This is a genomic window from Erythrobacter sp. K21-9 (assembly GCF_055808355.1).
Window position 1 is genome coordinate 413,846 of sequence record NZ_CM147866.1, and the last position, 13,772, is coordinate 427,617.

Here is a 13,772-nt window from a genome sequence, read left to right on the forward strand (position 1 = left end):
CAGCGCGGTCTCAAGCACCGCGGGTATCACCGTCCCCTGCGGGATCGTGCGCGATGGGTTGACGAGACGGTCCGCGCTCACCCGTGCGGCGCCTTCGCTGACTGCCGCTGACGTGGGTGCAGGAGGGATCGGCGCACGGTTCTCGAACACTACCTGCGGACCTGGCGGCGGAGACGCGGGCCGGTCGAACTGAGGAAGCGAGCAGAGGCGGTAACGGGACAGGCGCGCGGGGCGGGGCAGGTTGCGGAGTGCGCGGCTGCACTGAGGGCCCAACCAGTTCGTCCGCCCGGAGCCGCGGCTCCAGCTGTGAGGGCCGGTCTTCAAGAAACCGCTCGGGTACGCGCAGCGGCTCTGGCGAGGCGATGCGCCCGGTGGCCGGCTGCGCAGGGACCAGAACCGACGGCGCATTGGCGGCCTCGCGCGCTGACGACAGGACGCTGAACAGCCAGATCCCGCCGATCGCCAAAAGCGCTAGAAAAGCCCACAGACCCCAATTGCCGCTGCTGCCGGTCGCGATCACGGGACGCACGTCATTGGCCTGCTCGCCGGCTCCGGGCTCGATGGCCACGGTGTTGCTCATTGCTCGCTATTCCGCTCTTTGGCTCGCCGCGCGGTCGCCTTTTCCTTATCGATGCGGAAGACGAGTTCTTCGTGAACCCGGTCGATGATGAACCGTCCCCCTCGCATATATCCTGCAACCACCTCTTCATCGCCCGAGGCGCCAATCGCAAACACAGCCGGAAGCGGCTGCCCCCGAAAGTATTCGATCACGGTCTTTGCGCCGTTGTCACGGATCGAGGCCGGGCGCACCGATTTGTCGCCGCGCAGGCGGTAAGACCAGGCAAGATCGCCGACGGGTTCAGTTTGCTGTGTCGCTTGTTCGACCGGCGGAGGGCCAAATTCGAGACGGACAAGGTAGGCTGCCCGCAGTCCGCGTCCTGTTTCGAGGGTAAACTCATACACTCTCGTGTCTGTTTCCAAAGTAAGGCTGGCGGGCGCAGCCTGCGCCTGCGGGGTAATCTGGAAACTGTCGGCCTCCGCCGATACTGTGAACTGCCAGGACCGGTTGCCGCCGAGCGTCACGCGCCGGATGGTCTCGCCCGGCTCAAGCATGACCGTAAGCGCGGTCTGCGGCAGCGCCGTCAGCACGACCGGTTCGCCCGGGCGCCATTGGACGGTCTGGATCCGCGGGGTCTCGCCGCCGGGTGTGGGATAGACCTGCGCATGGCCAGCAGTGGATGCTGCGATCAGCAGGAGCGGTGCGGTCAGGCGGATCACTGCGCCAGCTCCGCGCCCTCAGGCCGTTCGATCCCGTTTATTATGCCTGCCTCGGGCAGCGTTTCGGCATCTTTCCGGTAGCTGGTCACCTGAAAGCCGAGCGGATTGATGTGGCGGTCAGCCTCGCTCATCGCAGCGGCGCTGAACCCGTAGCCGATCACCGCCACCCAGTGCTGCGCAGGCTGCGGCGCTGCGCCCGGATCGATCCGGGTGGTGATGAAGCGTACCATTGCTCTGCCTTCGCCAAGGCTCGATATACTTTTCACCTCGGTTTTGAGGACCGCGCGCGGCGGCAGATAGGCGAGCGGGCTCAACGGATTGGTGGCGGTCATCTCGCGGCTGTAGCGCGTCCGCGCCTCGCCTGCCGACCACAGCGCAACCCGGCGGTAGTCCTCCTGCAAACTGGCAGCGGTGAAACTCTCTCTCGCGATCACGTATTGCACCAGAAATGACCGGGTGAGCGCTGCATCGGGCGCAATCACCTGCGTATCGAGCGGCGCCAGCGCCTCGACACTGCCGGTCTGGCGGTCGACCAGCAGCGTGTAGGGCTCAACTGTCTTGAGGGGGATCAGGAACACCAGCGCGAGCGCCTCGATCAGGGCTATCAATGCGGCGATGATCGCGACAATCCACGCGCGGCGACTCGAGCGTTCAAGGTCATCGGTGACGCTGGTCGCCCAGCTTTCGGCGACCGGCAGGTCGGCAAGATCGTAGTCGGGCTGGGCGGTCATGAAGCGGTGTCCCGGAGATTTGCGGCGCGCGAAGGCCTGGTCGATGAGCGCCGGTACGAACTGCCAAGCCGCGGCGCGGCGGTCTCGCGGCCTGCGGTAGCTGTTGACGCAGGCCGGTCATCGCCGCTGGAAATGCGAACGATGCGTTCGCTCAAAGAGCTCTGTTCGCGCCGGATCGAGTTTTCGATCGTGTTGCTGATCCGCTCGGCGCGCAGGATCCGCGGCTGCGTTTCGATCGCGCGAGCGGATGCAAGGCTTGGCGAGGTCGCCGCCGGTTCGGCAGCGCGCGGAAAGTCCGGCAATGTGAGCCAGCCGCGATGGAACACGACCTTTGCCAGGAACCATAACATGACGAGCTGGACGACCGCGAAAGCAAGCGTGATCGCGAACAGCTCGGTCGGCGCCGACGGGGTCGCATATCCCAGGCTGCGCACCCGCAGCGCATCGGCAAGCCAGGGCTCAAGGATTGCGAGCTGCGCGCTTAGAACCATGGTCGCGCCGATCGATCCGGCAAGGGTCAGCACAAGCCCTTTGAGCCATCCGGCAAAGATACCGCGTGTCTGGTTGAAGAAATATAAAGCGGCCACAATTGGCGCGAGCGCAAGCAGCAGTCCCCCCGCAATACGCAGCAACGCAAGCGATCCGATGACGCTTGAAAGATACAGCAGCCGCGCCGACCCAAACGCGCTGTCATCGCCGAGCGCCTGACCCTGAAACGTTGCGCCAGGCGTGTCGCTGTCGATGAACGCGCCGGTGTTTCTGCCCGCGCCGATTTCGGTCAGACGCACCATCGCGTTGTCGGCCTGCTGAAGCCGCGACGCGAAGCTGGCTGAACTTCCAATTCCGCTGCTGGTCTGGATCACGCTGGCTATCTCGTACCGGTCCCTTGAGCGTCACATCGTAGACCACCGTTCGAAAGGCAGGCCATGAGAACGCCAGCGTCAGCACAATCCCGATCTTGAGCACATCGTAGACGAGATCGCGCGCGCCCGGCGGCGGGCCAAACAGCAGCCGGATACCGAAGAACGCGATGAACAGCGTCAGCAGGCCCGCGACCAATGTAGATGCAATGGAACCCGGCTGTCCCAGCGCCTGATAGCCATAGCTGCCGATCACCTGCGCCTGGCAGTCGATGTGCGCCAACACTCGTTCAAGAAACCGGTCACCGGTGATGATTGCCGGGCAGGCCATCACGCAGCCTGCTCGAGCAAGAGGTGCAGCCAGTTGGCGGGATCGGGTCCGGTCCGCCCGACCAGCTCGTCAAACAGGCGCACGGTCTTTTCGCGGCCTGAGAGGATGGTGAGCAGGTCCTGCTCGCCCGAAAGGTCGAGCCGCGCAACCACGCTCTCGCGGCCATGCTTGATCAAAAAGCAGTGCGAGGTATCCGGCAGCGTGCGCACGAGGTCGAATTCGTGGCGCGAAAGCCCGAACCCGTTGATATAATCCTCGGCGCGCGCCTTGGGGTTGATCATGAATATCTGCGTTGCCGCCTGTTCGATGATTGCGCTCGCGATCCGGCTTTCGAGCGCGTCAGCCGCGCTCTGGGTCGCGAACCCGACCACTCCATTGCGTTTTCGGATCGTCTTTTCCCAATCCTTGATCCGGCGCACGAACACTTCATCATCGAGCGCTTTCCAGCCTTCGTCGATGACTATGATTGTCGGATCCCCATCGAGCCGCTGTTCGACCCTGTGGAAGAAGTAGAACATGGCAGGTGTGCGGACCGCCGGATCATCGAGGATCGCGGTCATGTCAAACCCGACCGTTTCGGCTGAGAGATCGGTCATGTCGCGCTCGTTATCGAACAGCCATGCGCGCTCGCCCTCGCCCCACCATGGCCGCAGGCGTGCGGCCAGATCGTCGGCAGCGGGGCGGGCGCCGCCGCGAAACAGCTCGACCAGATAGCGCAGCCGGCGGCGCCCGACCGGCTGCTGGAAACTGGTGTCGACCGCATCGCGGATCTGGTCGAGCTCGCCGCTCGAAGCGCCGCCAGCAAGCAGCGACAGCCACTCGATCAGGAACTGCCGGTTCGCGGGCGTATCCTCGAGCTGCAGCGGATTGAGACCCGAAGCGGAGCCCGGACTGAGGCGGTCATACTGCCCGCCGATGGCGCGAATGAAGAGTTCGGCGCCGCGGTCCTTGTCGAAGAAGATGGTCCGAGGAGCAAACCGGCGCGCTTGCGCCAGCAGGAAATTGAGCACCACCGTTTTGCCCGAGCCCGAGGGCCCGATGACGGTGAAATTGCCCGAGTCCTGCTGGTGGAAATTGAAGAAATAGGGGCCCGCCGCTGTCGTTTCGAACAAAGTGACTGCCTCGCCCCAGTGATTGCCCTGCGCGCGCCCGACGGGAAAATTATGCAGGCTCGCAAGGCCTGCAAAGTTCGTTGTCGAAACGAGCCCGTGCCTGCCGATGTAGCGGAAATTCGCAGGAAACTGCGCCCAGAAGGTGGGTTCGAGCGCGATATCCTCGCGCACCGCATTGATCCCGAGATCCGCGAGCATTGCGGTGACTTCGGCGACGTGGTTTTCAAGGGTCTCCAGCGCTTTGGCATGGACAGCAATGGTGGTGTGATGCTCGCCAAACCCGGCTCGCCCGGCGGCGACCTCGTCCTTGGCAAGCGCAAGTTCCTCGCGCAGCGACAGGGCCTCGTCCTCGGCCGATTTCATCCGCCGCAGCGCGAGGTTCATCTGGCCGAGCGCAGCCCCGCGCTCCACAAACGCGAAACTCTGTGTAACGTGCAGTTCGAATGGCAAACGGTAAAGCTCGTCGAACATGCCCGGGAAGGTCGTGCCGGGATAATCCTTGACCGACAGCATGGCCAAAAAGCGGCGCGGCAACCCGCCGGTCGGTGCCAGCTCGACCGCATCCTGTCCAAAGCTGATCCGGCGCGCCGGAATGAAATGCCCCAGATCGCCGTGGGGCAGCGCTACAGGGCGCATATCGGCATTGAACAGGCAGGACAGGAATTCGAGCGGTTCGGAGCGCTTGCCCCCGTCGGCATCGTAGACGCTGAGCGCGCGCGGGTCGTACGCTGAAAGTGAGGCCATCAGCGCCTCTCGCGCACGGTCAAGCGCATGCTTTTCTGCAGCCATCAGTCCTGCATTGCGTTTCGAGCTGCGCGCGAACCAGCTGCGCATCCGGTCGAGCGTCCCGATCCGTCCCTGCAGCGGGCGCCGCACGATGGTGACGAACAGTTCGTTCACGTAGAGCTGCTTGGCTCCAAGCTTTTCCTGCCAGCGCTCGTCGAGCCGGGCCGAGAAATCGTCTGCAGTGACGGGCCTCAGTTCGGCTTCCGCCCGCCTGCGGATGACATGGTGATAAACCGCATAGCGCGAGCTGCCGAGCGTGCGCAGCATCGCATCGCGAAGTCCGGCGCGGTAATTGAGTTCCTCGCTGTCAGCCGTCTCGAACAACAGTCCGCCGAGCCGGATTGTCTGGACCAATAGCCCGTCCCGGGTTTCGATCGTCACATCGTCTATGTGCCTTGCATAGGGCAAGTGCGCGCCTGCGGGCGCTTCATTTTGAATAGTCTTGGGATCGCGCGTCAGGGCCGGTAGGAATTGCATTTCCACACCGAATGGTTCTTGATCCGCGGGCAGTTGCGCACCCGCGTAATCCACAGATCGAATATGCGCGGATCGCGCAGGCTCACGAGCATGCCGATGCCGTGGATGGCCACCGCGATCAGCAGCACCCACCAAGCCCGGAAGATCAGGAACAGTTCCAACGCTATGACCGCGTTTATGATGAAGAAGGTGTAGGTAACACCTGCGAACATCTGCGGCCGCGTGAGCGCGACAAACAGCGTATCTCGGCGGAGTTCGTCAGACAATTGCGACCTCTAATTTGGTTTGATGAGTGTGCTTATTTGCGATCGGAATGCAAGCAAAGTCTCGTGTCGCAACGCTAAAACAGGGCTGAGATCGCAATATTCGATCAATCTAGAAGCAGAAATACGGCTTACGTCTCAATTCAATTGGTTGGTCGCTCCCCAGTATAGGGATCGAACGGATTGCCACGCCTTGCGGGCAAAATGGGCGCGAGCTCGCCCCAATCGGTGGGATTGGCCTCAGGTCCAACTTGATAGCTGCCAAACGTATGGGACGGAGATGTCTCTGCCAAAGAAGATGAAAGAGTCAGAAACTGTGCAAGCGAGGCGGCGCCTAGCAAAACAAAGCAACCGATCACCACATTTAAGCCATGCCGCAGCGACGCCCTACCGGAAAGAAGTCTAAATCCGAGCAACGCAATTGCCAGGGTCATCAGCGTAGTAGCAAATGGCCCTGCGACTAGGCCCTGCAGCCAACTCACTGCAGCCCCCAACGCGTTCGAATCAGGAGCATCGCCGATCAAGGCGCGGTGGTTCCGAACTGCTGGAAAACCGCTGTCGAGAAGCTGGCGGAACCCGCCCGCAATCCTAGACCGATTTCATCGAGGCTGCCGCCTGCAGCATTCAAGTAAGCTGACAAGCTTTCTGTGCCGATCAACATCCAGTTGTGGCCGTTGGGGCTGACATAGAGTGAAACCGTATTGCCGTTAACATTAACCCGCACCCACTTCGTTGTATCGGCCAGGAAGTGCACCGCGATCCCGTCGGACGCATAGGAGGTCGCGCTGCTCCAGCGCTGGATGCCGACCGGCCACGTTGGATCCTTCGATGATCGCCCTCGACCGAGATAGACGTGCAGTATGCGACCTGACTGTGAGTTTCTGAGGATGATGGTCGGATAGGAATAGTAGCTTGCCGAGATACTGGTCGAGCCGACGATCTGGTCCACCCGCATGAAAATGTCGAAGTCCGGCGATGTCGGTGCGGCCTGCATCAGGCCGTGGATCTCGCCGTCCATGTCTGCGGTGATCATGAGGCCCTGCGTGGTGTCAGTCGCGACTGCGCTGCCCTGATTAAGCCAGGTGAAATTGGCGAGTGCAGGGATGTCTTGCGGAGAGGCTTCGTAGGCTGATCCCCCGCCCCCTCCACCGCCGCTACCATTGGTGGCCGAGGTGATGCGCCCCTTGCTGTCGACGGTGATGCTGGGGCTGGCGTAGGTGCCTGCAGTGACACCCGAATCCGCCAAGGTTGTGACCGTCGAACCCAAGGTGGTAACATCGCCAGTGAGGTCGCCGCCGGTAATGCCCGTGGCGCTGTCGAACACCGCGATTTCGCCGGTTGTGGGCGTGCCTTCGTGGGTGACGGTCTCGGCTTCAAGATCATCGACGCAGGCGGCGACCGCGTTGAAATTGTCCATCACCTCGGTCGCATCGGCGACTTGGCCATTGGTGAGGGTAAAGGGGACGGCGCATTGTTGAGGTTGGGCGTGAACGATTGCTGGCGCAACGGTAAGAAGCAGGGCCGCAAGTGTCGAGGTTCCAAGAAATATGCGCATACTTGATTTCCTTACTTAGGGGGAGCTCTTCCACTCTTCCTCTGACCTACTACAACGGTAATTAAGTTCGATCGGACTTGCGTCCTTAGGGTCGCCAAAGATGGTTTGAAAATCAGTCGATCTTCATGGGTGACGCCCCACAAGCGAAAGGGGCCTAACAAGCTCATTCCAGGTTGAATAGCTGGCAATCCGCGCGTTAAACTCAGTTTCGTCTTCTCCATTGTGCGCCCACCATTTCTTCTTTGACATAGCAGAAATGTAAAGGTCTCGAGCTTCGTCAAACGTCAGTTGTTCATACTCGTCGTCAAACACATACTCAAACGACAAAAAGACCTTATCTTTGCGCTGGAACAGGTTGAGCCAAGTCCAAGCCATACCTTTGATCTTAACGTCCAAAAGCTCGAAACGGCGCATATCCGCATCAATCGCAAAGCATCCTGCGTCCCACCAGCGTTTGGCTAACGACTTTCGAGTTGCCTGAAACTCCCAGCGTTCCACCACACCACGACCATGCCCGACTTTCTCGATGAATTTTGGATGGAATAGAAGGAAAGGGACGCTTGGTTCAGTCACTGAATGCACCTTCGGCGCCATTCAACCCGCCAGCGACGATCACCGTAGCGCCGAGGCCCTGAACCGGAGGTGGCGCTCCCAAAACCAGTCGAGGCGCATAAGGCAATGGATTGAGTATTGTCTGATGGAACCTTCTTGGTACCGGGTTTAGATTCCATGGTCGATTGAAGGCACGATTCACTAAATCACGCCCTCTCTGGCTTCTCATTCGACCTCGCATGGCCTTCATCATGTTCTGCGTAACTAACCAATGGTGGAGATCAACATCCTTGCCGACAAGACCGTTTTCTCCTCTAAGTCTTTGACTAACCCTTGGGAACTTCCATGATCTGAACCCTCTGGCGGTCTTTGGAGCGGGACTACGAAGCATGCCGGTGAAGAAGCTTCGTACCGAACCCAAGGCCAGTCCCTAGTAACGCGAAGTCGGCCACTTCCCACCAGTTGACACATTCGAGGCGCCCACCATTCTGATGAAGCTGATAACCGAGGTTCGCTCCTCCAAAGATGACCGCTCCCCCAACTTGGCGCAACCACAGCCCATCTGGGTCCATTCCATTCACTGGGTCAGCATTCGCGTACAGATATGGGTTCAGATCCCCCAGCAGCCCGATGGGGTCGGCTTGAATGTACCGCCCAGTCAGCGGATCATAATCCCGCGCCCGGTTGTAATAGAGATCGCTCAGCACCTGGCTCTGACCCGGAAAACCGGGCCGCAGGAAGTCGCTGCCGGGCGCCACCACCTGGCCCGATGCGTTAGTCGTCACCAACGGCACGCCGAGGTGGTTGCCGTGGACCCAGAAAAGCTCAAGCTGGCTCGATCCGTTCTCGGTCACCAGCGCCAGAGGGGCGTAGCCCATGATCTCGTCGCCCCCGCCGAAGGGTGAGACATCGCTCGCACCGGGCGGAAGCGCCCAGATGAACTCGGCCTTCACATCGCTCGCCGAAGCGCCGTATTCACCGATCACCCGCCCGTCGGTGTCGTAAACGAAATGCCGCGTGCCGGTCGGCTTGTCGACGCGCACCCGGTCACCCATGCCGTTATAGCTGTAGGTCTGCGCGCCAATATTGGTGCGGTCGTAGCTCGCGAGCCGCCCGTAGCCGTCATAGGTCGCGGTCACTGCGATACCGCCGGGGCGGCTCTCGCTTACAGTATTGCCGCGCCCGTCATAGGCTATGGTGCGCGTCCCGCTGCTGTCGGCGAGCGAGGCGAGCTGGTTGGTGCCGCCGTTGTAGCTGTAAGTTTCGGCATTGCCGCTCGAGCCGTCCGAGACCGCCATTGTCAGGCGTCCGACCTCGTCATAGCCATAGATGATCGAGTTGGGCGGACTCACCAGATCGGCAATCGCACCGATCCGGCCCACGGCATCGCGGCCATAGGCAAGGTGCGAGACATCGGTCCCGCCGATCGTGGTGTATAGCCTCCGCGAAGCGAGCCGTCCGTCGGATCCCCATTGGTTGGTAACCGACAGACCGTTGCCGAACGCCATCGACTTGATCGGACCGAAGGGTTCGTACTGGTGGCCGCTCGCAACCAGTTCCCAACCCGGTGCAGACGCGTTCTCGCGTGTCTCGACCAGTGCGACGCGTCCCTCAGTATCGTATCCGTAGCGAACCTGCCGACCCGAGGGATAGTTGATCTGCGTGATGCGATCTGCGGTATCGTATTCATAGGCAAGTTGTGCCGCAGCGCTAGTACCGATTGCCTGCTGCTGCGCTGTCTGGTTGCCGCGGTGGTCGTAGGCGAACAGCGTAGTCCCCGACCCGTCGACGACCTTCGCAAGGCGACCGATTTCGTAGGAACCGGATAGTCCGCCGCTGTCATAGTGGTACTCGATCGCTTCTGTTGCGGGGCGACCGACCGGGGTCATCTGCGTTACACGCCCGAGCCAATCATGGGTGTAATTGATCACCTGCTCACGCCCATCGCTCGATTGGGTCATGCGGCCCGCGGCATCATACCAATAGGTGCTGGTCCCGCGATCAGGCGAGACCTCCTCGATCACCTCGCCAAAACCGTTGTAGGTGAAGCCGGTGGTGACCGAGATCGGATCGGTGAAGGTGAGCGGGTTGTCCTGCTCGTCATAGGTCGCGCCGGCGCTTCCGCCATCGGGCGCTATCGTCGAAACCACCCGGTCGAGCGCGTCGAATGATGTCGTAGTGGCAAACCCGTTGGGATCGGTGGCTGCGACAACGTTGTTGACCTTGTCGTATCCCCAACTCGCCGGCGAGCGCGTGCCGAGCGTTTCACGCAGCAGACGCCCAAGCTCGTCGAACTGACGCCGTACCAGCATCGATGTCGAGCCATCGGTGCGAGTTACCGTCTCACGCTCGACATTGCCCGCCGCGTCATAGGTGTAATCCCAACGCTCCCCTGCACCCGAACGCATGACAGCGAGCCGGTTTGCGGCATCGTACTCCATGATCAGCGGGGTCGTGTCGGGCAACGTCAGTTGGGTGACATTACCGACCGCGTCGTAGGCCATCGATGTCGTGGCGTTGAGCGCCGGATTGCTCGGGTGCTGAGCGACAATCGTCGTGACCCTGCCGAGTGGATCGTATGTGAAGCTGGTGACCGCCCCATTGGGATCGGACATTGAGCCGGGGCGTCCGTTGGCATCGTAACCCGCATAGGTTGTTGTGTGCCCCATCGCATTCGTGGCGGTCAGCAGGTTTCCGCTCATGTCGTAGGCGTAGGTGGTGAGGTCATCGTCGGACCCGCTCGCCGCAAGCGGTCCATTCTCGGACAGCAATCGTCCGTTGCTATCCCACGCGTAAGTGTATGTGCGTGTTTGCCCGTTGGTCGCGTAAGGGGTGGCGTGGCTGGTCGTGTCGGTGAGGGTGACCGAAGTTAGTCGACCTTGGGTGTCGTAGCTGCGAACCTCGGTCAGGCCAGGAGCGACGATTGTCTCTGGCACATTGAAAGTCGCATGCCAGGCGATCGTGGTCGTTCGCGCGTCTGCCGTTCCGCTCGCCTCGGTGATGCTGATCGGACGTCCGCGCGCATCACGCGTGGTCGTGATAAGCCGCCTTTCGGCGTCGGTCGTGCTAGTAAGGAAGGTTCCGCCCGGATAGGCAAGGGTAACGTTGGTCGCTTCGGTCGAATTCGTTGCACCGGTGTCGATCGACGTGAGCTGATATTCACGATTGCTCGCGGAGAGTTCGCTGAATGTATACTCGCTCTGCTTGCTGTATTCGTTGGTTATGGTGCGAATGCGGTCGGACCCGCTGTTCGAGTAGGCAAAGGTATTGCGTTCGGCTCCATCTGCCAGTTCGCTTGAGATGGTCCGGCCCGACTCGTCGTAGTCGAATGTAGCGATCCGCTCTCCTCGGTGATCAATGATCCCGGTTACATTCCTCCCGTAAATCTCGTGCTCGTAGAGATATTGAACGGAATCCAGCAGTTCGCTTGTTGCTGATCGACGTTCGACCCCGGCAAGGCGCTCAAACTTGGGCATGTATCGCTTGATTGCACTCGATCCAACACCGCCGGGAGCGGAGCCTCCCCGCCAAGTGTTTGACCAGATTGCTCCCCCTCCATAAGTTGCGACAGGATCTGGAGGGGGGATGTCTTCATATAGGTACTTGAGCGTGGTGCCGTCCGGAAGGCTGATTCTCTCAATCGCGACCGGTTCAGGCGCCGTTCCCGAAGGTGTTGGCACATGGGTGGTAATTTGAAAGATCTTCCACTCGAACGTTGCCGTTCGTACCGAAACTATCAGATATCGAAGCGAGACTTCCATCCGCCGCGTAGGAAAAGGTCTGCTGATATCCGGAGCGCGCTTCCATTGTCGTAGGCCAACCGCGAAGATATTGCCCTCCATTGGGTCCGACGCGAGTTTCAAGCGTCCAAACCGTGTCATCCTTGTCAGTCAACTGCCAGACCGTCGCAGCATCGCGCATTGTCGCCAGATCGGACGGCAAGGCTCCGATTAACTCCAGCTTCAGCGCCCCAGATGAACCCGAGAAATTGGCTCCGCTGTCCTCCGCCCACGTCCCATTTGATTGAAGTTTGAACCCGTAACCCGTGCCATCGGGGAGCAAAATCGCTACTGTTGCATCAGGGGCGGAGGGTGAGCCTTGAAAGATTCCGAGCTGAATCTCGCGATTGAACTCGAAATTCCACGAGCCTTGCAGCCCACTTAGCTGCGCACGCGGCAGCACGCTCTGCTGAATTGGCCGTCCGACCTGGTAACTGCGGTATTGCCTCCCTATTCGAAGAAGGCCATCCGAAGATGTATAGTCAAGAGCCTCGAGATACTTAGCTCCGGTCGAAACTACGACCGGATTGCCAGTCCGGGGGTTGGGCTTTCCATTGTCGTCACAGGGATCACTACAAGTGCGCTCGCGCGACGCACTCAGGCGACAGAGACCATCCTGCGTTATATAATAGCCAACCGGGCAGACGATTTCGGCGTTCGCCGGGTTAATTGTCCCGCAATTTCCAATTCCGCCGGACTGTCCTGGTTCGGGGCATAGATATTGCCATCTGGTCCACTCGCAGTCCACGCGCCGGAAATCATCGCTTTTCTCACGGATTCCTAGAAACCGAGAGGATGGATTATCGCTCTGATACTTTTCCCACTGCGCGTAGCAGGCAGCGTATGCACTGCTGTAGATTCCTCCCGGACCAGCTGGCGAAATCCAGCCCGCCAGCACAGTGTCAGGCGGATCCGATTGAGCTTGAGCAGGATGAGCAACAAGGAGGCTCAGAAGAACCAGGCCAAGTAAGTTCAGCAGAGCTCGTGCAGAGGAAGTGAGTATTGCAGCAAAGCACTTCATTCGGAGCACCTTTGTCTCAGGACACAACGTTTTTGATGGAATTGAAATAGCCTCGACCGCTGCAGCCACCGAATACTAGTTCCATTTTGCGCAACCATAAACCGAAGTTCCCCAAGTCGAGCTGCTTGCAGGAATAGATGAGCTCGTAGAAGAGACGCGATTGCCATTCTCGTCGTAAGTAAAGTAGAAACAGGTGCTGGTGACTGGAACTGAGACGACCAGAAGCGATGCAACTTGCGGAACAATCAGGATCATCGGTCCAGCATGAGCAGGCGTCGCGACAGTAAGCAGGCTAAAAGCTAACAGGAAAATGCCCTTCGGTCCCGTCGCGTGCTTCCTGCGAATACCTTTATTGCCGAAGACACGAAAACTCGCGCAAGGTTTACTAACCCTGATCATTATGATCCACCTTTTCACTTCGTCGATGGTAGTCGTACCTGCATTTGAACGAAACTTTAAGTCAAGCATTTAATAGGTTCGCCCGCTGCAGATGCTTCTTGAAGCGCGCTTTTCTGTGAATTCGTGTACAAGAAATCTCGGGAGAAAACTCTGGAAAGCGAACGATCGGGAGTCTGACTCCCAACGTTGAAGTTACCGAATCAGCAGCGAGTGATTCGATCGAATGTAGCAACCAGAATGAGGTGTCGGACTGCCAGAACAAGGCTTTTGATCACTCCCGCCCAGTCGTGAGACACTTGCTCTTCTTGCGCTTTAGTTCGGATAGGCTAACTTGACTGGGCCTCGAGGGCTATTGCCAACCCTTGAGCATCGCGATGCTCTTTAAATCAAGGAGACATCGTGATGAGGATTTTGTCGAAGCGTCAGGTCAGGGAGTTGGTTCTGTATTCCTCTCAACACATCGCGCGCCTGGAAAAGGCCGGCCTATTCCCCAAGCGGGTACAGCTGGGCCCGTGCCGGGTCGGATGGGTTGAGGACGAAGTGCTGGACTGGCTCCAAGAACGCCTGGAAGCCCGAGACCAACCTGTCCGGCACTCCTGAATAGGAGCGGGTGATCGGGGGTGCACAC

The 13,772-nt window shown here is 59.9% G+C and carries 13 protein-coding genes; 1 reads left to right on the top strand and 12 read right to left on the bottom strand.

Annotated features, from left to right (window positions below; genetic code table 11):
• Window positions 1–10: 10 nt before the first annotated feature.
• The 12 genes from AC0L39_RS02175 to AC0L39_RS02230 all read right to left on the bottom strand — a co-directional run bounded on the left by AC0L39_RS02175 (window position 11) and on the right by AC0L39_RS02230 (window position 12,814).
• On the bottom strand, window positions 11–580 hold the full coding sequence (locus AC0L39_RS02175; protein ID WP_473260389.1) for a hypothetical protein: 570 nt from the start codon (window positions 578–580) through the stop codon (window positions 11–13).
• Complete coding sequence (locus AC0L39_RS02180) at window positions 577–1,278, bottom strand: TrbG/VirB9 family P-type conjugative transfer protein (RefSeq protein WP_473260391.1); 702 nt, start codon at window positions 1,276–1,278, stop codon at window positions 577–579. The genes AC0L39_RS02175 and AC0L39_RS02180 overlap by 4 nt, the downstream gene beginning before the upstream one ends.
• Complete coding sequence (locus AC0L39_RS02185; RefSeq protein ID WP_473260393.1) at window positions 1,275–2,009, bottom strand: VirB8 family type IV secretion system protein; 735 nt, start codon at window positions 2,007–2,009, stop codon at window positions 1,275–1,277. The genes AC0L39_RS02180 and AC0L39_RS02185 overlap by 4 nt, the downstream gene beginning before the upstream one ends.
• Complete coding sequence (locus AC0L39_RS02190) at window positions 2,006–2,800, bottom strand: type IV secretion system protein (protein WP_473260395.1); 795 nt, start codon at window positions 2,798–2,800, stop codon at window positions 2,006–2,008. Before AC0L39_RS02190 ends, AC0L39_RS02185 begins: the two co-directional genes overlap by 4 nt.
• Entirely contained in the window at window positions 2,700–3,200 is a 501-nt protein-coding gene (locus AC0L39_RS02195; protein WP_473260397.1) for a type IV secretion system protein, read from the bottom strand. Before AC0L39_RS02195 ends, AC0L39_RS02190 begins: the two co-directional genes overlap by 101 nt.
• Window positions 3,200–5,575, bottom strand: a complete 2,376-nt coding sequence (locus AC0L39_RS02200) for a VirB4 family type IV secretion/conjugal transfer ATPase (RefSeq protein WP_473260399.1) — start codon at window positions 5,573–5,575, stop codon at window positions 3,200–3,202. Before AC0L39_RS02200 ends, AC0L39_RS02195 begins: the two co-directional genes overlap by 1 nt.
• A complete protein-coding gene (locus AC0L39_RS02205; RefSeq protein ID WP_473262467.1) occupies window positions 5,554–5,787 on the bottom strand; it encodes a VirB3 family type IV secretion system protein in 234 nt (77 codons plus the stop codon). The genes AC0L39_RS02200 and AC0L39_RS02205 overlap by 22 nt, the downstream gene beginning before the upstream one ends.
• Window positions 5,788–5,981: 194 nt before the next feature.
• A complete protein-coding gene (locus AC0L39_RS02210; RefSeq protein WP_473262468.1) occupies window positions 5,982–6,272 on the bottom strand; it encodes a TrbC/VirB2 family protein in 291 nt (96 codons plus the stop codon).
• A gap of 86 nt (window positions 6,273–6,358) precedes the next feature.
• A complete protein-coding gene (locus AC0L39_RS02215; protein WP_473260401.1) occupies window positions 6,359–7,393 on the bottom strand; it encodes a hypothetical protein in 1,035 nt (344 codons plus the stop codon).
• A gap of 123 nt (window positions 7,394–7,516) precedes the next feature.
• On the bottom strand, window positions 7,517–7,987 hold the full coding sequence (locus AC0L39_RS02220; RefSeq protein ID WP_473260403.1) for a hypothetical protein: 471 nt from the start codon (window positions 7,985–7,987) through the stop codon (window positions 7,517–7,519).
• Window positions 7,988–8,325: 338 nt separating this feature from the next.
• Window positions 8,326–11,421, bottom strand: coding sequence for an RHS repeat-associated core domain-containing protein (locus AC0L39_RS02225; RefSeq protein ID WP_473260405.1), 3,096 nt, complete (start codon window positions 11,419–11,421; stop codon window positions 8,326–8,328).
• Window positions 11,422–11,596: 175 nt separating this feature from the next.
• The gene (locus AC0L39_RS02230) at window positions 11,597–12,814 is read right to left on the bottom strand and encodes a hypothetical protein (protein WP_473260406.1); all 1,218 of its coding nucleotides are present in this window, start codon (window positions 12,812–12,814) and stop codon (window positions 11,597–11,599) included.
• A 732-nt stretch (window positions 12,815–13,546) separates the two neighbouring features.
• Here AC0L39_RS02230 and AC0L39_RS02235 point away from each other — a divergent pair.
• The gene (locus AC0L39_RS02235; protein ID WP_473260408.1) at window positions 13,547–13,744 is read left to right on the top strand and encodes a helix-turn-helix transcriptional regulator; all 198 of its coding nucleotides are present in this window, start codon (window positions 13,547–13,549) and stop codon (window positions 13,742–13,744) included.
• Window positions 13,745–13,772: the final 28 nt, after the last annotated feature.

Coding starts and splice junctions, on each gene's coding strand:
- AC0L39_RS02225 (WP_473260405.1), bottom strand. CDS start 11,421: ATGCCCAAGTTTGAGCGCCTTGCCGGGGTCGAACGTCGATCAGCAACA.
- AC0L39_RS02185 (WP_473260393.1), bottom strand. CDS start 2,009: ATGACCGCCCAGCCCGACTACGATCTTGCCGACCTGCCGGTCGCCGAA.
- AC0L39_RS02215 (WP_473260401.1), bottom strand. CDS start 7,393: ATGCGCATATTTCTTGGAACCTCGACACTTGCGGCCCTGCTTCTTACC.
- AC0L39_RS02220 (WP_473260403.1), bottom strand. CDS start 7,987: ATGGCGCCGAAGGTGCATTCAGTGACTGAACCAAGCGTCCCTTTCCTT.
- AC0L39_RS02200 (WP_473260399.1), bottom strand. CDS start 5,575: ATGCAATTCCTACCGGCCCTGACGCGCGATCCCAAGACTATTCAAAAT.
- AC0L39_RS02205 (WP_473262467.1), bottom strand. CDS start 5,787: ATGTTCGCAGGTGTTACCTACACCTTCTTCATCATAAACGCGGTCATA.
- AC0L39_RS02190 (WP_473260395.1), bottom strand. CDS start 2,800: ATGGTGCGTCTGACCGAAATCGGCGCGGGCAGAAACACCGGCGCGTTC.
- AC0L39_RS02175 (WP_473260389.1), bottom strand. CDS start 580: ATGAGCAACACCGTGGCCATCGAGCCCGGAGCCGGCGAGCAGGCCAAT.
- AC0L39_RS02195 (WP_473260397.1), bottom strand. CDS start 3,200: ATGGCCTGCCCGGCAATCATCACCGGTGACCGGTTTCTTGAACGAGTG.
- AC0L39_RS02210 (WP_473262468.1), bottom strand. CDS start 6,272: ATGACCCTGGCAATTGCGTTGCTCGGATTTAGACTTCTTTCCGGTAGG.
- AC0L39_RS02235 (WP_473260408.1), top strand. CDS start 13,547: ATGAGGATTTTGTCGAAGCGTCAGGTCAGGGAGTTGGTTCTGTATTCC.